The following is a 19,439-nucleotide window of genomic DNA, read 5'->3' as shown; positions in this document are numbered from 1 at the left end:
TTAATGCATGTTGAATTTCTAGCTTTGACTACAGCATTTATCGCAACCAACAACTTTTTCTGTTGGCCAGCTCATTCGTGCACGCTTATAAGCGAGTTCGAAATTGGCAAAATAACCAATCAATATTTGCTGGTCAAATTGCGGCATGTCTACACATCCTTGCGTACCATTGTGAATTAAATGCGAGCCATTCGTTAAGGCATTTTCATCGACTATAAATTTAATCATCTACCATTCCCCTGATTATTTTTTATAAAATTCAAAGATTAAATAAATCCATATAAAAATTATGTGATTTATAATCACATACTAAAATTATGCCTTTATTGTTTAAAAATCAACCATATTTTAAAGATATTATTAGGCGTTTCTTGGATGACTTAAACGCAGAATGATGTGCTCTTTTAGGATGGATAGGTGGGATTGCTCGATTTCATTTTTTGCGCTTAAGCCGAGTGCTTGGAATGTTGAATAAAGGTATTTTTCACTCGAACTGGCATTAACAAATACGGTGTCCAAATCAGACAAACGAAAGTACTGTCTCTAACTGTATGAAGGTCTATGTATCAGTAGCACTTCTTATAATTTTTATAATCTTTAGTAAACGCTGAAAAACTCGGTTTCGGATTTTTATTTTTATATTTATTAAACAAAATGCAGATCATTCACTCTAAAAGATGGATTCATTTTAGAGTGAAATGTTGATTGGTTTATAAAGGGGTATCGACCTGTACAGTTCGTTTTTGGCGTATGCGGCGAACCAACCAGATCACGATTGCAATCACTAAGATCACCACGAAAAATGGGACTAAAAAGGCCAATACTGACAAGACTGCAGCGCCAATCCATTCCCCTGTAGATAAGATCGGATTTGCAACGCCACCTGTGGTTGCGGTAGATACACCACGCGCAGCGACGGTACTCATTTGCACTGCTGTTGCTGTACCACCACCGACAATAATTGCTGCCGCCCAACTGGCAAATTGGGACATTTCACCTGAACTTACTGCCATTGTAGCGATGGTCCCTGCGATCATCGCTGCAGGTGTTGAAATGGTGTCGAGGGCATTGTCTACCCAAGGAATATAGTAAGCTGCAATTTCACAAACTGTCGCAATTGCTAAGCCAATACATACAGCAGGCATAGATAGCCATTCGAATCCTTTCATCGGTTCGAATAGTCCTAAAATTGAAGCAACACTCATCACCAATAAAGGTACAAAGACACGGAAGCCACAGGCAGCACTTAAGCCAATACCAATACACAGTCCTAATATTGTTTCCATGGGCTTCTCCGAACGGTTAAACGTACAATTTGTTTTTATAGATGCAGTGTTATACGTTAGCAAAAAGCCCTATCGAGTGATAGGGCTTTTCTTTCTAAACAGCGGATAACTGTTAGTGTTTTGCAGCTTAGGCATTCTTATTGTTAAATTGATTGCCTTGGCATTTGGTACACGGTGGTAAACGATCAGTACCAATTTCTAAGTAGACGCGGTGTCCGCATTGAACACAAAAATAGAAGCCTGTTCCGGGTTTTTGACCAGCAGTAACCATTTTTGTTCTCCATGTGTTTTTAGAAATGGTAGATTCAGTATAACTCTCTTGTGATGAATGTCTATTGGTCATTTCGACAATTGATAATGGCATTTAGGCAAAGCATAATTTCGAAAGGAAATTTTGGTGGGTTTACAGCGATTTGCTGAGCCAGTTTTCTACTTGCAATTCGTCTACATGCAGAAATTCTTTTTATTTCTAATTTAGATAGCTTCCCGTTCTTGTGGTGGTTCGTCTACTCTTGTTTCTGCATAAAAGTCGTCAGGCATTTGCGCCAAAACTTTAAATAGCTGATCTGCTGTGACAGGTTTTTCACGCAGTATGACTTCATCACCCCTGCGAAAGATTTCGACTTCTTTTCCTTTAAAGCGAAATTCTTTGGGTAAACGAATAGCTTGGCTGCGACCTATCATAAAAACTTTTGATGTGCTAATAAGGCAACACCATTAGTTTGGGTATTGCCCTATGATAGATATTTAGTATGAATTTTTTAATAAACATAAAACTTTAATAAAGCCCTCTCGCTTGATTAGCTTATCTTAAAAACAGTCGGTTATTATATTCGTGCAACTTAGTTATGCTTTTATTTAACTCATTATTCTTGTAATTCGTACTTAATCAGCACAAATTACTAAGCAAGCTTAGTAATAGCATTCAACGAATAAATTGACTTCTGTGTGAAATTCTAGAGCTAGCAAAAAATCATTCTTAGCCAATTGATTTAGAAACAATAAAAAGAATATGTATACATTGTTTCAGAAATTACTATCTTTTGTAGCCAGATGAGTTGATCATTTCAACAAAATGATACCTAGTTTTCTAAAATTTTTCTTTTCATGATTTCATATTCTTCTTCTGTCACTAATCCTTCATCCCTAAGCTTTTTCCACTTTAACAGTTCATCTGCGACAGAATAAGATTTCAACTTTTCCATCTTAAAAACACTCAAACTCTCATGATCTTTTTTATAAGAAAATATTCCATTTTGTTCAACCCATTCACTATGGCTTAACAGTACACTAAAAAAAAATTTCTCAATTAGAAACTCATAGAAATAAGTAGTCACTAAGAATAAGACAACTAAAAAACCAACTAAAAATAACCAACTAATATCGATATTTTCACTCCCCCCTCTAAACTCTAAAAAAAATATACATCCTCCCCATATCAGAATCCCCAAATATACTAAATTCACATATGAATTAATTAAATTAGAAAACCTATTCAATACATTAATATCTTTCTCTCTACGCATCAGCCAATATGCAATTAAAATCAATATCCCGGGAATTAGCCCTACAATCAACATAGCCACGCATAATTGAAAAAGCATGAATGTTATTATTTTTAAAATTTCTAATGACTCTAATGGTTTATTCATTGTTATCTCAAATAAAAGCCCTACAAAAAAAGTAGGGCTTTTATCCAATAATATCAACAGAATTCCGATTAAATCATCAAGCCACATTCCCTTCCAAGAAATCCTGTGCAAAGCGTTGTAACACACCACCCGCTTCATACACATGCACTTCTTCTTCGGTATCCAAACGGCAAGTCACAGGCACTTTAATAATTTCATTTTTGCCGTCTGCTGTAGAACGCTCAACCACCAAAGTCAGGTCAGAACGCGGCGCAATATTGCCAATCACGCTATACAGCTCAGTACCATCCAGCTTCAAAGTTTTACGATCAGTCCCTGCTTTAAACTCAAGCGGTAACACGCCCATACCGACCAAGTTAGTACGGTGAATACGCTCAAAACCTTCTGCCACAATTACTTCTACACCCGCAAGGCGCACACCTTTGGCAGCCCAGTCACGGCTAGAACCTTGACCATAGTCTTTACCTGCAATGATGATCAGCGGCTGCTTACGGTTCATATAAGTTTCAATCGCTTCCCACATACGCATCACTTCGCCTTCAGGCTCTACACGCGCTTTTGAACCTTGCTTGATCGTACCGTCAGAGCGAACCACCATTTCATTAAACAATTTCGGGTTGGCAAATGTCGCACGCTGTGCAGTCAAATGGTCACCACGGTGGGTTGCGTATGAGTTAAAGTCTTCTTCTGGCACGCCCATTTTATGCAGGTATTCACCCGCAGCCGAATCCATCATGATCGCATTCGATGGAGACAAATGGTCGGTGGTGATGTTGTCAGGCAGAATCGCAAGCGGACGCATATTCGCAAGTGTACGCGGTGCAGCCAAAGCCCCTTCCCAATACGGCGGACGGCGGATATAAGTACTTTGCGGACGCCAGTCGTATAACGGGCTTGCCGCTTTTTCACGCTCACCCAAATCAAACATTGGGATATACACTTTCTTAAACTGTTCAGGCTTCACCGCTTTTTTCACCAATGCATCAATTTCAGCATCAGACGGCCAAATGTCTTTTAAGTAAATTGGATTACCGTCTTTGTCATTACCCAGTGAATCGGTTTCGATGTCAAAACGAATCGTCCCTGCAATGGCATACGCCACAACGAGTGGAGGCGAAGCCAAGAACGCTTGTTTTGCATAAGGATGGATACGACCATCGAAGTTACGGTTACCTGAAAGTACCGCAGTTGCGTACAAATCACGATCAATAATTTCTTGTTGGATTTTTGGATCTAAAGCACCTGACATACCATTACACGTGGTACATGCATATGCCACGATACCAAAGCCCAGTTTTTCTAAATCACCGAGTACACCTGCTTCTTCTAGGTATAAAGCGGCTGCTTTAGAACCCGGTGCAAATGATGATTTCACCCAAGGTTTACGCACTAAACCTAATTCATTTGCTTTACGTGCCAACAAACCTGCCGCAACGGTATTACGGGGGTTAGAAGTGTTTGTACATGAGGTGATTGCTGCAATGATGATTGCGCCATCAGGCATTAAACCTTCAGCTTCCTGAGCTTTAGCCGCTTCTAAGTTACCTGCAATGCCTTTCGCTTTTAAATCAGCGGTTGATACACGTGCATGTGGATTCGATGGACCTGCAATATTACGAGTGACTTGTGATAAATCAAAACGTAGTACACGCGGGTATTCCGCAGCGGTCATATCAGACGCCCAAAGACCGATTTCTTTGGCATAGGTTTCAACCAATTTCACTTGATCCGCTTCACGGCCTGTCAAAGTCAGGTAATCAATGGTGTTTTGGTCGATGTAGAACATCGCAGCCGTTGCGCCATATTCAGGGGTCATATTCGAGATCGTTGCACGGTCACCTACAGACATGCTGTCTGCACCTTCACCGAAGAACTCTAAATAAGCACCGACGACACGTTCTTTACGCAAGAATTCAGTTAAAGCCAATACGATGTCAGTTGCGGTGATGCCTGCTTTACGCTGACCGACAAGCTCTACACCAATGATGTCGGGTAGACGCATCCAAGATGCACGGCCGAGCATGACATTTTCAGCTTCTAGACCGCCGACACCAACAGAAATTACGCCCAATGCATCAGTATGCGGCGTATGTGAGTCTGTACCCACGCAGGTATCAGGGAATGCCAGACCATCACGGTTTTGAATCACTGGAGACATTTTCTCCAAGTTAATTTGATGCATGATACCGTTGCCCGCAGGGATCACATCGACATTTTCAAAGGCTGTTTTAGTCCATTCAATGAAATGGAAACGGTCTTCGTTACGGCGGTCTTCAATCGCGCGGTTTTTCTCAAATGCGTCAGGGTCAAAACCGCCAAACTCTACAGCTAGAGAATGGTCAACAATCAGCTGAGTCGGCACTACAGGATTGACTTTTGACGGGTCGCCGCCTTGGTCTGCAATCGCATCACGCAAGCCTGCAAGGTCAACCAAGGCGGTTTGACCAAGGATGTCATGGCACACCACACGCGCAGGGTACCAAGGGAAATCGTGGTCTTGTTTGCGGTTAATCAGTTCTTTTAATGACTGTTCTAAGATTGCAGGGTCGCATTTACGCACCAGCTGCTCTGCAAGGACTTTAGATGTATATGGGAGTTTTGCGTATGCGCCTGGCTGAATATCTTCTACGGCTTGGCGCACATCGAAGTATTCTAGCTGGGTGCCTTGCAGCGGTTTACGGTAGTTGTTGTTCATAGCGTTCCTGCCCTCAGTCTTTCATTTTTGCGTTGTCTTTTTCATAGACAATTCATCTTTGTTCGATAGGCATACTACACTGCCGAAAACCCATTTCCCAAATCTTATATATTTCATATAGTTAATTATAAAAACAGGGGTTTTGGAAATATTTAGTTACATTAACTTTGGAATATTCACTCTAAATTCCGCATTTGCCGAAAATTCATCCGATTTTAAGCCCCTTCTTTAGTCTTATATCAGCATTCAAACAGTATTTTCCTGCCGGTTCGCTGGCTGCGCGCGCTTTATTCGGCTCTGCCGCATCATGGTGTTAAACGTAATATTTTGATTACTTCTCTCTATTTAGGGATATTTCTGCGCTGTATTCATATTTAAACTCTGCATAGCCGCTCTAGATTTTCAGTCCCGCTGCATTGCGCGGGGCGTATTCCTGCACCGCAGGCCTGTTTGTGCTTTTGATGGGGCAATGCTCGTTTTTACATCACACGCTGCAGCAGATTTCTGCGCAGCGTTTTCTTCTTATTTAAAGCTTATTTTCAGCGCTGGCCTGCCTCAGCGCAGCCTGACTATGTGCTATATTTCAGTCCATATATATTTCAGCATTTTGCATAGGCGATCTTATGACTGACGCTTCCCTCAGCTTCCAAAAATTCACCTTAAACGGTGTAGACGCACAAAAATTCCTGCAAGGCCAAGTCACTTTGCATGCGGAGCGTCTGGAAGAAAATCAAACCCGCTATACCGTGATCTGCGACCTGAAAGGCCGCATTCATTTTGGCCTGTGGCTGACCAAACACAGTCCTGAAAGTTTTGAGATTGTCACAACGGCAGATCAAGCCGAAGAATTTGCCAAACACATTAAAAAATTCGGCGCTTTTTCAAAAATGAAACTGGAAGAAGCCGGTGCAGTTTTCCCGGCCTTGACTGAAAACACAACAACCTTCGCAACTGAAGCAACAGATATCGCCGCTTGGGAAATTCAAGCCATTCAAGCAGGCCAAGCCTATATTGACCAAGCGATTGAACATGTGTTCCAACCGCAAGAGTTACGTCTACATCAGCGTGAAGGCGTCCACTATGACAAAGGCTGTTATTTGGGTCAGGAAGTGATTGCACGTTTATGGTTTAAAGCCAAACCAAAAGCTTGGTTGCATGCAATTCAAGGCACAGGAACTGCGCCTGCACAAGGCGAACAGCTGAATAAAGGCGTACAAGTGGTCAATAGCGCGGCTGTAGAAAATGGTTATGTAGCTTTAGTGGTGGCACGTCCAGAAGCTTTGGAAGAGTTAGATGTGACAGTTTTAGCCTTGCCTGAAGCATTGAATGGTGATGTGGCGAGACCTGCTTAAACATCTTAATTTTTAAAATAAGAGCCAAATTACAAAAGCTGTTTGGCTCTTATTCTGATTACTATTTAAAATTACAACAAAATATAAAGATTTATAAAAATGCTTATCCCTTTTCCATTTCGCTTTTTCTTATTGAATTGCCTCATTCTCATTAGTTGTTTTATATCGCCAAATATTTATGCCGAGATAAATTCAGCGGTATTGGAAGAGCTAAAAAATAGCAATGTGGTCGATCAAACCAATTCGCTTTCCCGCGATGAAATTGCCCAGTTAAAAAATCAAAACGAGCAGCTTTATCAGCAAAAGCATGTCGACTTTAAAATTTTGATGATTCCCTCGACCAATGGAAAAGCTATTGATCAATATGCACTTGAGATATTCAATAAACTTAAAATTGGCAATGAAAAGCTCGATAACGGCTTACTACTTTTGGTTGCAAAAGATGATCGTAAAATACGGTTCGAGGTAGGTTATGGTTTAGAGGGAGATTTAACTGATATAGAAGCTGGGCGCATAATTCGACACACCCTCGCTCCAAATTTCCAAAATAATGACTATTTTAATGGCTTTAAAGAAACACAAAAAAAGTTACTAGATAAATCAATTACTCTTGGTAAACCTAAAAACGAAGATCAAAAAATAGATCACATTCTAAAAACAATAGCTGGAATATTTCTATCATTCTTATTGTGTATCCCACTCTATTGGTGTTACACAAAAGTGATTATTAAATTTGGTACTAATGGTGCCTTAGGTGCTTTTATTGGACTCCTTATCTTTGAAATTTTTATTCATCTTTTGATTTTTGGTTATTTAAATTTTGAAAAAATTGCATTTTTACTTTGCGCATCTATTCCTCTTTATGCCCCTTTTATGTTGACTATATTTCTTCCCTTCAATGAACAATACAGATTACTTAAAACTATTTTATACAGCTTACCACTTCAGATTTTTGCTTTATTTGGCTTCGGCATTTTTTACTTCATCGAATTCTATCCTCAAATATCATTCATTATATTAACAACCATAACCACTTGTTTTATTTTGCTTTTATTAAGATATGCAGTGTTTTTATATCGATTCAGAGCAGGTACTGAAAATACCTATCTCACTGCTTTTTATAATCAATATTTACAAGAAAAAGCACGTCAAAAAATGTTGGATGAACAATATGAGCGTTTAAATCCTTTCAATAGAACGAACGAATCAAGTCAGTCTTCTTCCTCTAGTTACAGCTCTTCATCGTCAAGCAGCAGTTCTTCATCAGGAAGCAGCTCAAGTAGTTCTTCCTCTTCTTCAAGAGAATCAGGAGGAAGCTCAGGTGGTGGTGGCGCCTCGGGTTCATGGTAATACCTAAAACGAAGTTGCGATTAAATCGTAATTTTTAAAATCCAATCATTTAAAGCCAAAGCCTAAAAATTTTGGCTTTTATATCACTCATTTTTTTCCCTCACATAATAAATCACTCCTGCCCGATCATCTGAAAAATAAAATGATTTTCCATCGATCTTATAAATATCTGCGGGTCGCCCATACACCGTTTTACCGACTAAAAAACCATCCATAAAGGTTTCAAGTTTTTGTCCTTTACGCATCATTGCAATTTGATAGCCATGACCAATCGCCTCGTCGGTAGAGCCATGCAAAGCCACTAAAAAAGCATTTTTAATAGTGGCATCGGTATGAGGGTCATCAAAATAATCAAAACCCAATGCAGAGGAATGTGCAGGAAAATAAGCATAGGGCGATGGAACATTTTTACAGCCAGATGCACGTTTAAATTTAGAATCCGCCAAGACTTTGCCCTGCCATGAATAACATGCGGGCCAGCCATAATCGGCATCCCGCTTTAACGCATAAAAAGTTTCATCGGGCTTTTTACTTCCCAAATGATCGGAACCTTGATTGGTTGCAAATAGAAATTTTCCGATCCATTTTAATCCAACTGCGTTACGTAAACCTGTCGCATACATCCGTTGCTCTGAACCATCAGGATTCATCTCGATGACTGAGGCTCGCACTTTTTCTTTCTCTACACACGCATTACAACTCGAGCCAACCGACACATAAATCTTTCCATTTCCACCGACTGCAATCGTCCGCGTCAGATGCCAACCGCCGTATTTATAACTCAAACCATAATCAGGAAATGTCGCTAAAACTTCAGCCTTACTCGAAGGCTGAGTTTCTCCTTTGTTGAATTTTTGCCGTGTCAGTTGGTGTGTTTCTGCCAAATAGAGCCAATCCTGTCCTTGAGCATCGGTATAAAACTGAACTGAATTTGGATTTCTCAAACCAGTCAAATAAGGAATGATTTTGCCAAATTTACCTGTGTCAGCATTCCAATCATCCAATATATATACAGTACCTTTTTTATTATCTGTTAGATCATACATATCCGTGACAAGCATTCTGCGATCAGGTGCTTGCGCAAAAAAACGAACACATTTGAGACCTTCGGCAGCAGGAATAATTTCATACTGCGCAGGCAAATTTAATGAAAACTGCTTGCCATTTTTTAAATGGATTGGATGCGGTACAAGTTTGGGTTGTTGCGCCCAACTGGTCATTGAACAGACGAAACTAAAGATCAAGATGGCGCTTATTTTTATCATATTTAAATACATCTCAATGAATCATGTATATCTATATTCATCATAGATGCCTTGTATCTATTTTATTCAATTTATATTTTTAGAAAATATTATACTTTTGAAAAGAAAGGTTTTTTTAAATCACATATGCTGTTGCAGCACACAACAGTCAAAAATAAGGAGGAACTTTATTCCCCCTCACGTCTTCGTTTTTAAATCATGATTTTAATCAAAATCCATGAAACAACTTATTCATGTCTTTGCATACATATTCTTTAAAATGATAGGCGCGCGCATGTTTGGCATCAAATTTAGCTTCTAAATCGCCTTTTTTGAAAATATAAACCCGATCCTCTTTACTGACTAAAAACTCTGCACCCAGTTTCATCAAAAGCGCATCAATTTTATCTTCATCTGCAATCGATTCATCTGCATTGATTTTATCGTAATTGCGTTTAATGCCTTTAATAAACATCGCGCTGCCTCAGAGAAAATAACAATGCGCGATTAAATCAGAGTCCTGCTTTTTTGCAAAGGCTTTTAATGCAATAAAGTCATAGCATTTAAAGCGCTAAGGGCAATCAACATTATTTTATAAAAACGCTTTAAATCACAATTCCTCACTTTACATTTACGTAAATCTACCTATGATGTAAAAACCGACAAAAATAACCACCAAAACACATAAACGGAATTATGTGTATGATTTATAAAAGGTTTAAAGATGAAAAAAATCCTATTCGCAAGCATTTTAGCAATGAGCACTCAATTGGCTTTTGCTGAAACCAAAACAGATGCCGTCGATCCTGAATTTGCTAAAGTGGAAGCTATGGTCAAGGCCAAAGATATGAATGGCGCCTACCAAACACTGAGCAAGCTTGCAGCAAAAGGTAATGCTCAGGCCACTTATAATTTGGGCTATCTTACTCAAACAGGTCAAGGCGTAGCGAAGGATGAGAAAAAAGCCATCCAACTCTATGAACAGGCTGCAGCCAAAGGCTACCCAGTTGCTAACTATGTGTTAGGTAAAAATTATGCAACGGGCACGCTGGGCTTAAAACAAGATACCAATAAGGCCAAACAATATTTAGAACGCGCATCTTCGGCTGGTTTTGAAGATGCCTCCATCGACTATGCCATTTTACTTTTTGCAGAAAATAAACCTGAGTCAGATAAATTGGCACTCAGTAAACTTGATCCGCTGATTAAAAAAGGCAACTACCCTGCGATTCATGCCAAAGCACTTTATGATATCAGTGCTGGCTTTAAAACTAAAAATGAAAAGCCTATTCAGCAAGGTCTAAATAGCATTCAAGAGTTAGCGAAAAAAGGTTATGTCCCTGCATTGATGGCAGTGGGCAATATGTTTGTAAATGGCAATATCATCCCGCAAAATTTGCCTGAAGCTAAAAAAATATTTAGCGCATTAGCCAAAGAAAATATTCCGCAAGCCAAAGAATCTTTGGCAACCGTGGATAAAATGATCGCTGAACAAGCCAAAGCACCTAAAGCCAATGCGAAAAAGAGTTAATTAAGCATTAAAAAAAGCCCTGCATATGCAGGGCTTTTTCATGGGATTAAGAAAATCTTGAGCTGATCAAAATCACGCCCACCACAGACTGATTAATACACCTGTTACGACAAATCCCAAGATGGTACTCATCAACAAAGGCGTTAAGGTCTTTTCATTTAAGCCATAAACTTGCCCAAGCATGGCAAAAATCGTCGGCATCGGCAATGCGGCAATAATCGTCCCTGCATATAACATCTCTTGGCTGACATCGGTCAAATAACGTAAGCCTAAATAAGTCAGTAAAGGCATCACCAAGTTGCTTGAAATCACCAAATAGAAGCTCTGAGCATTCACATACTTTAAGCTCATACCGACAATCCCACCACCAATTGCAAACAGCGCCAATGGTGAAGCCGTTTGACCTAACATCGCCAGTACATCATTGATTTGATGAGGCAAACGGATTTGGAAAATTGCAAACCCAATCCCTAGCATTACCCCTGCAAAGAGTGGATTTTTTAACAGGGTCATTAAGGTATTTTTGATGATGTCGCCAATATTGGCTTTTTGCTGTGAACTTCCTAATTGTGCAAGGACTAGCACCGTTGGAATCAGCAGCACACTTTCAATGATGACGATTAGTGAGGTATAGGTCATCGCATTTTGACCGACCAATAAGCTTAGGACTGCAGTGCCAATTAAGCCTGTATTTGACATGCCAGCGCCTAATGACAGTACCGCTGTTTGCGACATATTATTTTTAAAATGTGTCGACAATAGCCAATAGGCCATGCCATACAATAAAAATGTGACTCCGGTATAAACAAAGAAATAGCCAGGATACCAAATTTGATGCAAATCTTTAGAAGCTAATGACTGAAAAAACAAAGCCGGCAGTGCAATTTTAATCACAAATGCACCAATGGTTCCAACTTGTTCTTTACTCAATAAACTGCATTTTACAGACAGATATCCCAAGGCCAAAAGAAAAAAGATTGGACCAATCACCTCAAAGACCATACGAAATATCCTGTGTAATAGACTCAGCCATCCACACCCTCAACCTGAGAGTGTAGATCGGACCGCTATAAATTTTGAAAATTAGAAAGCCGTAAATTGACTTCTTTGTGCATGTGGCTGACAGCGTAAGTACTGCGGAGAAATTTTTAAATTTTCACCGAGTTCTGCAGCAGCATGCCATGGCCAACGCGGGTCATATTGAATTGCACGAGCAAGACCAATCGCATCTGCCATGCCATATTGTAAGATGCCTTCGGCTTGCATTGCTTCGGTAATTAAACCAACAGCAATTACGGGAACCTGAACGGCTTGCTTAATGGCTTCAGCAAAAGGCACTTGATAACTGGCTTGTAATTGAATTTTTTGCGCAACATCTAAGCCGCCACTAGAAACATGAATATAGGCTGTGCCTAGTTGTGCAAGCGCTTTTGACAAACCAACAGCCGAGTCTAGATCCCAACTCGGTGCTTCAGTATATTCCATCCAATCAGTTGCGGAAATACGTACCCCTATTGGATAATCTTCAGGCACGGCATTTTTCATGGCTTGGAACACTTCAAGGGTTAGACGAATGCGATTTTCCAAACTGCCACCATATTCATCGCTACGATGATTCGACAATGGTGACATAAATTGATGCAGTAAATAACCATGTGCAGCATGTAGCTCAATTAAGTCAAAGCCTGCATCTACCGCGCGTTTTGCTGAATCGGCAAAGTCTTGAATGATCTGCTGGATTTCATCTCGACTTAAAGCATGGGGTGCATGATCTGTGACATTAAAGGGCAACTCACTTGCTGAAACAGTTTGCCATCCTTGAGGATGATCTGGGGGTAATTGTCCACGTCCTGCCCAAGGTTTATCTGTCGATGCCTTACGACCCGCATGTGCCAGTTGGATAGCAAATGGCATAGGGGAAAGTGATTTCACCTTGGCCAATAGTGCCTTCATCTGTGCGCGTTGCATATCATTCCAAAGACCGAGGTCTGCATAGCTAATGCGTCCCTCTGCCTGTACAGCCGTTGCCTCGACGATACAAAGTCCGGCACCTGACAAGGCATAATTCGCCCATTGTTGTTCATGCCAATAGCTTAACTCCCCTTGCTCATTGGCAGAATATTGACACATGGGTGCAATCACGATTCGATTAGTCAGCCCCAATGTTCCAAACTGAATTGGTTGAAATAACAACGCCACATTACTCTCCTTTTAGAAGGCTTTGGTCACACTTAATCCTGCACTCCAATTCAAACCATCCGCGGGTTCAAAGAAGCGTCCGTTTCCATCATTGACGATCACTGAACCGACATAGTTCTCATCAAACAAATTATCTGCACGTACATAGGTTTTAACTTTCCAATCGGCTTGTTTCCACACATAACCTGCGTTGGCAGAAACCACGGTATAGCTCGACGCGGCATCACTGTTGGCATCATCGACATAGACTTTATCCATATAGCGAACATCTAGGCCGGCATTAAAGCCAATATCTGGCTGCCAATTCAGTGCGGCAAACGCTTGGTTTTTGGCGATACCCGGTATATAAGTGCCTTTGACGACATCACTGTCAGGAATTGCGGCATCAAAAGTGGCATCGATATAACTGTAGCTTGCTTGCGCGCTTAAATCTCGCCATAGCTGTTTATTCCACGAAAGCTCAACACCTTCACGTAAGGTTTTATCGGCATTTTTATAGGTTGCACGACCATTGATACTTCCTGCAGAGACGATGTCATCTTGGGTTTTACTTTGGAACACTGCTGCAGTGAAATTCCCCCATGCATTTTGTGATTTAAGCCCAAGCTCGTAGTTATCGCTACTGGCCGGTTTTAAATCAAAATTCATGCCGTCATCTTTAGAATAGGCCATTTCTGTAAAGGTCGGTGTTTCAAAACCTTTGGCATAACTGACATAGGCATTCAGTTGAGGTGCAATATTCCAGCTTAACGCTGCTGAAGGTAAAACTTTGTCATAGTCAGTTTTACCGCTGTCGTCACCATTGTCTTTATCTGCTGCATATACTGCTTGCTGCTGATAATGATCTTTAGACTCATAGTGTACATTGCTATATCGTAGCCCTGTATCTAAAGTCCAATTGGGTAAAAAATTCCACGAAGCTTGTACATAGGGATCTAAATTCCACAAGGTATTATTTTCATCACGGCGTAAATCACCTTTCACGCCATAATTGTCATTGGCATCAAAATTTTCATAGCCCTTACGGTCTTCATCCATGTAATCAAAGGCAAGGCCTGCAGTTAAACGCGTATTCGGCAAGAGGTCTTTGCCTGTCCAGCGAATATCTGTTCCATAATAGTCACGGCTAAAATCAATCACACCGCCTGCATGGCGAGGGTTTCTTTGACTTGTTGATGATATTGGATTTCCATCTTCATCTAAGCCTAAATTGATTGAATACTCACCTTTAGGAATCGATTGATACTGGGTTACATCACGTTGCCCCATATATACCATTGCATTAAGTTCATGCTGATCATTCAATGGTTTTTTCCATGTTAAGCCCGTTTGAGTTTGGTTAATTTCTTTACGTACATCAAACTGCTTTAAAAATGCTACTTGCTGTTTCGGATTTTGACGCAATTTCTCCCGAGTCAACCCTTGTGGATCATCGGCATTGATATCCACATGATTCACAATCCAATTGACCTTGGAACCATCATCCAGATCCCAAGTCAGTTTTGCATTGCTAAGTACCTTATTTGCGGCACTATGATCACGGTACCCATCGGTTTCAAAATAAGAAGAACTGACAACATAGCTAGGTTCATTGGCCTGTTCTGAGCCACCTTGCAGCACAATATCAGCACGGCTTTTATTATGACTGCCGCCCGAATAGCCGAGTTCGATCGAGTCTTTTCCAGTACCTTGCTTGGTTGTTGTTAAGATTGCCCCACCCGAAGAGTTGCCATATAAAGAAGAAAATGGCCCGCCCAATACCTCGATATGATTTAAGCTACTCATATCGATGTTTGACGTCTGTCCTTGCCCATCCGGCATAGTCGCAGGGATTCCATCAACATATAAACGGATACCACGCACACCAAATGTTGAACGTGCGCCAAAGCCTCGCATAGACAGTTGCAAGTCTTGTGCATAGTTTTCACGGTTATTCAGTTGTAGTCCGGGCACACCTTTTAAGGTTTCAGACAGATTGACGCCCGTATTGTTATTATTTTCAGCCTGCTGTACACGGTATACCGATGCAGGTGTTTTTAACCACGTGGTATTGGTTCGTGGTGCTTCAATGGTAATCTCAGGAAGTAAAACAGGTTCCGTAGAACCTGTTTCTGCATACAGCTGTTGGCTAATACATGCCGTCAGGCAAAGTAAATGTGTCTTAAATGATGTGACGTTAAATTTACTTTGCATAGAGCACCTATTTTGACATTAGAAGATTACCTTAGAGCTTAAACCAATTAGGAAAGCATCATCAACTCGATTTGTTGAGCCTGGGTTAATCACATATTGTAAACTAGGGCGAATCATCAACCATTTCGTCGGGTTATGGCTATAGTTCAACTCGACATTATATTCTGCACTTGCATCAAATTTCTCAGCAGAAAGTCGATCATTGACATGCACACGGTTCACGCCCAAGCCGACCATATCGTTAGGTAAACGATCGGCCAATCCAATGTATTTCAAACCCAACTGCTGTGAGTTATCAACTTTTGTGGTGACACGATCATGCCAAGTAAAATTGGCAAAGCTATGCAAACCACGTTTGCCTTCACCTGTAGACGTTAACTGTTGCTCAATCGCTACCCAACCACCAAAGGTACGATCTTCAGCTTCACCCGAAATAATGTCTTTTTGATTTTTTACATTATCTGCAGTGTTGTACATCGCACCAAAGCGGTAGCTGCCCGGTAAGCCATTGACCAATGATTTTGGTGTCCAAACCAATTCTACGGGAATGGTTACGCCATCAGCATGATCTGTATCTAGACTCCAACCTTGACCTTCTGCTTTGGCATTACCATTGTCAGGGTTAAATTCATAAACACCGACTTGTGCCGCAAGTTCTGGTGTCGCTTGGTATTTCACACGTCCACCCCATTGTGAAACTGGGGTATTCATCCACATAGAACCTTGCCATTTACCCATTTGTGCAGCACAAAAGGCATTGCTGGCAAAATCACACGCCATCACGTTAAAGTCCATACCGACACCAAGACGACCGGCTTTAACACTAATACCTTGTTCTTTAAAATTCTTTTCAATCGATAATTCAGTTAAGCGACTGTCCTGATTACCACGACCAAAATTGGCTTGTGCATTTGCCAATTGAGGAACATCTCCTTGCAAATCACGAACTGAGGTACTTTGACCTTGACGTGCAGTCATTACAGCACGCACAGTCACGCCATCCCAACCTGCGAGTTTTTCCATATCAAGCTGTGTACCTAACCACAATTGGCTGGCTACCGTTGCTGAATGTCCCGGATTACGACCGCCATCGGCAAGATAGGCAGCATCAGCAGCAATATTGGCCTCAAACTTCACACCTTGTTGTGCAAGTTCGGTACGTTTACCATCCCAATCCCCGAGCATGTACTGACCTTTAGTGTCGAATGCTTCTGCGGCGTGAACATGTGTCATGGCTGCTGCAACAAATGCAGGTAGAAGAGCTAGACTGTATTTTTTCATGGTAAAACCTAAATCTGGAGAGAGTCTCTAGACAAGCCACAAGGCTTGAAATCTAATGTCACAAAAATTACATAATTTTTCACGTTCTATCTCAGCATTATTTTTATCATTCACAAAACTTTAATTTATCAATAAATGATTTTAAATAAATCTATTGTTATGCAATATTTTTAGTTATTATTTTTCAATATCTTATATTTTTGAAAATTAAATTTTAAAATTCTGATCGCTTATTCAAACTCACCATCGTGACTTATTGGTTTACTATTCTCACAATTAATAATCAATAGCCTGTTCAAACATCCCCTCAGACCGCGATGAAACTTGCATTCTGTTGGGCTAGACCCAATAGTATGCATAACTTGAATGACCCATTGCTTCGACCTTTATGCCTGAATTACCAGAAGTAGAAACCACTAAAACCAGTTTATTGCCATTATTGAATGAAAAGGTTCTCAAAGTTGAGGTTTTTCAGTCGAGCCTGCGTTGGCCTATTCCTGACGACATTCAAAAACTCGTCGGACAAAAGCTGCTTCAGCTCAGCCGTCGATCAAAATACATTTTGGCTGAATTTGAACAAGACAGCATGCTATGGCATTTAGGCATGTCTGGCAGTTTTCGGATTTGTGAAGGTCATGAAGCATTACGAAAGCATGATCATCTGGTGATTCATTTTGAAGATATGCAATTACGCTATCATGATCCACGGCGTTTTGGCTGTATTTTGTGGTTAGATGCATGGTCTCAAAGCAAACTGATTGACACGCTTGGCCCTGAACCGCTGAGTGATGCGTTTAATGCTGAATACTTATTCCAAAAATTTAAAAATAAGCAGACCGGTATCAAAGTGTCGATCATGGACAATCATATCGTGGTCGGTGTCGGCAATATTTATGCAACGGAAAGCCTATTTAACCTCGGCATACACCCTGCACAGCCAGCATCAAGTTTGAGTTTTGAACAAGTTGAGAAAATGGTCATCGAAATCAAACGCATTTTAAAACAGGCGATTGATTTAGGCGGTTCAACTTTACGCGATTACAGCAATGCGATGGGCGAAAATGGTTATTTCCAACAAACCCTACTCGCCTACGGACGCGCAGGTGAAATGTGCATCAACTGTGAAACCACATTGCAAAATATCAAACTGGGACAGCGTGCTTCGGTGTTTTGCCCTGAGTGCCAACCTTTAAAAAAGGTTAAAATGCTGACTAAGAAAACCCTAAAAGGAAATAAAGCATGAAGTCTGCGATTGTTCGCCACATATTAGTCAAAGATAAAGAACTATGTGAGCAACTGAAAAAGAAAATCAAAGGCGGTGCGGACTTTGCCAAAATTGCAAAGCAGCATTCGACATGCCCTTCGGGTAAAAAAGGTGGTGAGCTCGGTGACATTAAAAAAGGCCAGTTGGTTGGGCCAATTGATAAAGCGGTTTTTACCCTACCTGAACGTGAACTGCATGGCCCAATTAAAAGCCAGTTCGGCTGGCACTTATTAGAAATTAAGTTTCGGATGGATTAAGCCGCTGTTTACAGCAGTCCAACTTAAAACGCAGCCCTTAAGCTGCGTTTTTCATTTCATAGACCCATGCTGTCGTCTGCTCACCTGAATCTAGCTGTACATTCACTTTGACACGCTGATACTGTATCCCTTCAAACTCATCCAACGCATCCCAATGTTCGGTTAATTTTTCACTGCTAAAAAAATATCCTTCAACTGCTGCTGCTTGCGGATCTAAAACAATGGCGAATAAGCCTTTGTCAGGTCCCCAATCCAAAATATGCACCACGCCATGCACATAGCCTTTTTGCCATGTTCCACCTATACGCTCTAAAAGATGGGCATTTTCATGATTTGGACGGAGCGTCCCATAGACAAATAATTGATTCATTCGGCATCACCACAGCTATTCAATCAGCGCGCATCATAAAGTCAAAATTGTACAAAAACCAGTCTTTCGATAAGTCTCAGACATAAAAAACGGCACTTGATGTGCCGTTTTATTTTAACCGTTCGATTACTGACGTTTTTTCAATTCATCACGAATTTCACGTAGTAACTCGATATCTTCTGGCGTTGCTGCTGGTTCTGGCGCTGCTTCTTCTTGTTTACGGCGCATACGATTAATCATTTTCACCATTAAGAACACCACCCATGCCAAAATGATGAAGTTAATTAAAATCGTAAGGAAGTTACCATAAGTCAGGACGTTCACCCCAGCTTTGGTCAACTCATCTAAAGACTGTAAATTATTTGGGTTGTCCCCCAAAACAAAGAACTTTTGTGTGAAATCCACACCACCGCCAGTGATCACAGTAATCAATGGCATGATGATGTCTTTCACCAATGAATCGACAATTTTACCAAATGCACCACCGATGATTACACCGACAGCCAAATCAATCATGTTGCCTTTTACCGCAAATTCGCGGAATTCTTGAACAATACTCATCTAAATCTCCAGTTATTTTTTGACTTTAATTTATGTGACGAAGTATACATTATATCTGTATAACTATTTCCACCTAATTTACTTGGTTTTTATTGGATTCTAAATGCCATGTATAAAAATTCACACAAAACATTTTTCACTATAGTCATTCACTCTATTAAAAAGGATTTATCAAAATTATGCATGTCGGATCAAATGAATAAA

19 protein-coding genes are annotated in these 19,439 nt (G+C 40.6%); 5 read left to right on the top strand and 14 right to left on the bottom strand.

Features of this window, described 5'->3' with window-relative positions; genetic code table 11:
• Positions 1 to 18: 18 nt before the first annotated feature.
• From FTU05_RS09000 to acnD, 6 genes are all read right to left on the bottom strand, one after another.
• The gene (locus tag FTU05_RS09000; protein WP_078191130.1) at positions 19 to 228 is read right to left on the bottom strand and encodes a hypothetical protein; all 210 of its coding nucleotides are present in this window, start codon (positions 226 to 228) and stop codon (positions 19 to 21) included.
• Between the two features lie 482 nt (positions 229 to 710).
• Positions 711 to 1,286 (bottom strand): DUF4126 domain-containing protein, encoded by a 576-nt coding sequence (locus FTU05_RS08995; RefSeq protein ID WP_111884815.1) that lies wholly within the window; start codon positions 1,284 to 1,286, stop codon positions 711 to 713.
• 127 nt (positions 1,287 to 1,413) lie between these two features.
• Positions 1,414 to 1,629 carry a hypothetical protein gene (locus tag FTU05_RS08990; RefSeq protein ID WP_180009912.1) on the bottom strand — a complete coding sequence of 72 codons (216 nt, stop codon included), beginning with the start codon at positions 1,627 to 1,629 and terminating at the stop codon, positions 1,414 to 1,416.
• A gap of 131 nt (positions 1,630 to 1,760) precedes the next feature.
• Complete coding sequence (locus tag FTU05_RS08985; protein WP_180165050.1) at positions 1,761 to 1,991, bottom strand: type II toxin-antitoxin system VapB family antitoxin; 231 nt, start codon at positions 1,989 to 1,991, stop codon at positions 1,761 to 1,763.
• 377 nt (positions 1,992 to 2,368) lie between these two features.
• Positions 2,369 to 3,025 (bottom strand): SHOCT domain-containing protein, encoded by a 657-nt coding sequence (locus FTU05_RS08980; protein WP_180165040.1) that lies wholly within the window; start codon positions 3,023 to 3,025, stop codon positions 2,369 to 2,371.
• On the bottom strand, positions 3,015 to 5,633 hold the full coding sequence (gene acnD, locus FTU05_RS08975; protein WP_180165038.1) for a Fe/S-dependent 2-methylisocitrate dehydratase AcnD: 2,619 nt from the start codon (positions 5,631 to 5,633) through the stop codon (positions 3,015 to 3,017). Before acnD ends, FTU05_RS08980 begins: the two co-directional genes overlap by 11 nt.
• Before the next feature lie 623 nt (positions 5,634 to 6,256).
• Between acnD and FTU05_RS08970 the strand changes: the two genes are divergently transcribed.
• Together FTU05_RS08970 and FTU05_RS08965 are read left to right on the top strand one after the other, a co-directional pair.
• Positions 6,257 to 6,985 carry a folate-binding protein YgfZ gene (locus FTU05_RS08970; RefSeq protein WP_180027261.1) on the top strand — a complete coding sequence of 243 codons (729 nt, stop codon included), beginning with the start codon at positions 6,257 to 6,259 and terminating at the stop codon, positions 6,983 to 6,985.
• A 99-nt stretch (positions 6,986 to 7,084) separates the two neighbouring features.
• The gene (locus FTU05_RS08965; protein ID WP_180165036.1) at positions 7,085 to 8,335 is read left to right on the top strand and encodes a YgcG family protein; all 1,251 of its coding nucleotides are present in this window, start codon (positions 7,085 to 7,087) and stop codon (positions 8,333 to 8,335) included.
• An 83-nt stretch (positions 8,336 to 8,418) separates the two neighbouring features.
• Here the strand turns inward: FTU05_RS08965 and FTU05_RS08960 are convergent, their stop codons facing one another.
• Both FTU05_RS08960 and FTU05_RS08955 read right to left on the bottom strand, forming a co-directional pair.
• A complete protein-coding gene (locus FTU05_RS08960; protein ID WP_180105794.1) occupies positions 8,419 to 9,600 on the bottom strand; it encodes a sorbosone dehydrogenase family protein in 1,182 nt (393 codons plus the stop codon).
• Positions 9,601 to 9,808: 208 nt separating this feature from the next.
• A complete protein-coding gene (locus tag FTU05_RS08955; RefSeq protein WP_078191141.1) occupies positions 9,809 to 10,054 on the bottom strand; it encodes a hypothetical protein in 246 nt (81 codons plus the stop codon).
• 249 nt (positions 10,055 to 10,303) lie between these two features.
• Between FTU05_RS08955 and FTU05_RS08950 the strand changes: the two genes are divergently transcribed.
• Positions 10,304 to 11,110 carry a tetratricopeptide repeat protein gene (locus tag FTU05_RS08950; RefSeq protein WP_180165034.1) on the top strand — a complete coding sequence of 269 codons (807 nt, stop codon included), beginning with the start codon at positions 10,304 to 10,306 and terminating at the stop codon, positions 11,108 to 11,110.
• Between the two features lie 72 nt (positions 11,111 to 11,182).
• Here the strand turns inward: FTU05_RS08950 and FTU05_RS08945 are convergent, their stop codons facing one another.
• From FTU05_RS08945 to FTU05_RS08930, 4 genes are all read right to left on the bottom strand, one after another.
• Positions 11,183 to 12,112: an AEC family transporter gene (locus FTU05_RS08945; protein ID WP_180027265.1), complete on the bottom strand. Its 930-nt coding sequence runs from the start codon at positions 12,110 to 12,112 to the stop codon at positions 11,183 to 11,185.
• 81 nt (positions 12,113 to 12,193) lie between these two features.
• Positions 12,194 to 13,309, bottom strand: coding sequence for an NADH:flavin oxidoreductase/NADH oxidase (locus FTU05_RS08940; protein WP_168378535.1), 1,116 nt, complete (start codon positions 13,307 to 13,309; stop codon positions 12,194 to 12,196).
• Positions 13,310 to 13,321: 12 nt separating this feature from the next.
• Positions 13,322 to 15,502 (bottom strand): TonB-dependent receptor, encoded by a 2,181-nt coding sequence (locus FTU05_RS08935; RefSeq protein WP_180165032.1) that lies wholly within the window; start codon positions 15,500 to 15,502, stop codon positions 13,322 to 13,324.
• Between the two features lie 18 nt (positions 15,503 to 15,520).
• Complete coding sequence (locus FTU05_RS08930; RefSeq protein WP_180109753.1) at positions 15,521 to 16,783, bottom strand: carbohydrate porin; 1,263 nt, start codon at positions 16,781 to 16,783, stop codon at positions 15,521 to 15,523.
• 388 nt (positions 16,784 to 17,171) lie between these two features.
• Here FTU05_RS08930 and mutM point away from each other — a divergent pair, with 388 nt between their 5' ends.
• Together mutM and FTU05_RS08920 are read left to right on the top strand one after the other, a co-directional pair.
• Positions 17,172 to 18,026: a bifunctional DNA-formamidopyrimidine glycosylase/DNA-(apurinic or apyrimidinic site) lyase gene (gene mutM, locus FTU05_RS08925; protein ID WP_180109752.1), complete on the top strand. Its 855-nt coding sequence runs from the start codon at positions 17,172 to 17,174 to the stop codon at positions 18,024 to 18,026.
• On the top strand, positions 18,023 to 18,304 hold the full coding sequence (locus FTU05_RS08920; RefSeq protein ID WP_067764891.1) for a peptidylprolyl isomerase: 282 nt from the start codon (positions 18,023 to 18,025) through the stop codon (positions 18,302 to 18,304). Before mutM ends, FTU05_RS08920 begins: the two co-directional genes overlap by 4 nt.
• A 37-nt stretch (positions 18,305 to 18,341) precedes the next feature.
• Here FTU05_RS08920 and FTU05_RS08915 read toward each other — a convergent pair whose 3' ends face one another.
• Together FTU05_RS08915 and mscL are read right to left on the bottom strand one after the other, a co-directional pair.
• Complete coding sequence (locus FTU05_RS08915; RefSeq protein WP_180135591.1) at positions 18,342 to 18,674, bottom strand: gamma-glutamylcyclotransferase family protein; 333 nt, start codon at positions 18,672 to 18,674, stop codon at positions 18,342 to 18,344.
• Between the two features lie 126 nt (positions 18,675 to 18,800).
• Positions 18,801 to 19,235 carry a large conductance mechanosensitive channel protein MscL gene (mscL, locus tag FTU05_RS08910; RefSeq protein ID WP_126037829.1) on the bottom strand — a complete coding sequence of 145 codons (435 nt, stop codon included), beginning with the start codon at positions 19,233 to 19,235 and terminating at the stop codon, positions 18,801 to 18,803.
• Between the last annotated feature and the right edge of the window lie 204 nt (positions 19,236 to 19,439).

The organism is Acinetobacter sp. YH12049 (genome assembly GCF_013419875.1).
Lineage (GTDB): Bacteria > Pseudomonadota > Gammaproteobacteria > Pseudomonadales > Moraxellaceae > Acinetobacter > Acinetobacter amyesii.
Note: the sequence above shows the minus strand (reverse complement) of the source record. Positions and strands in the feature narration are given on the sequence as shown.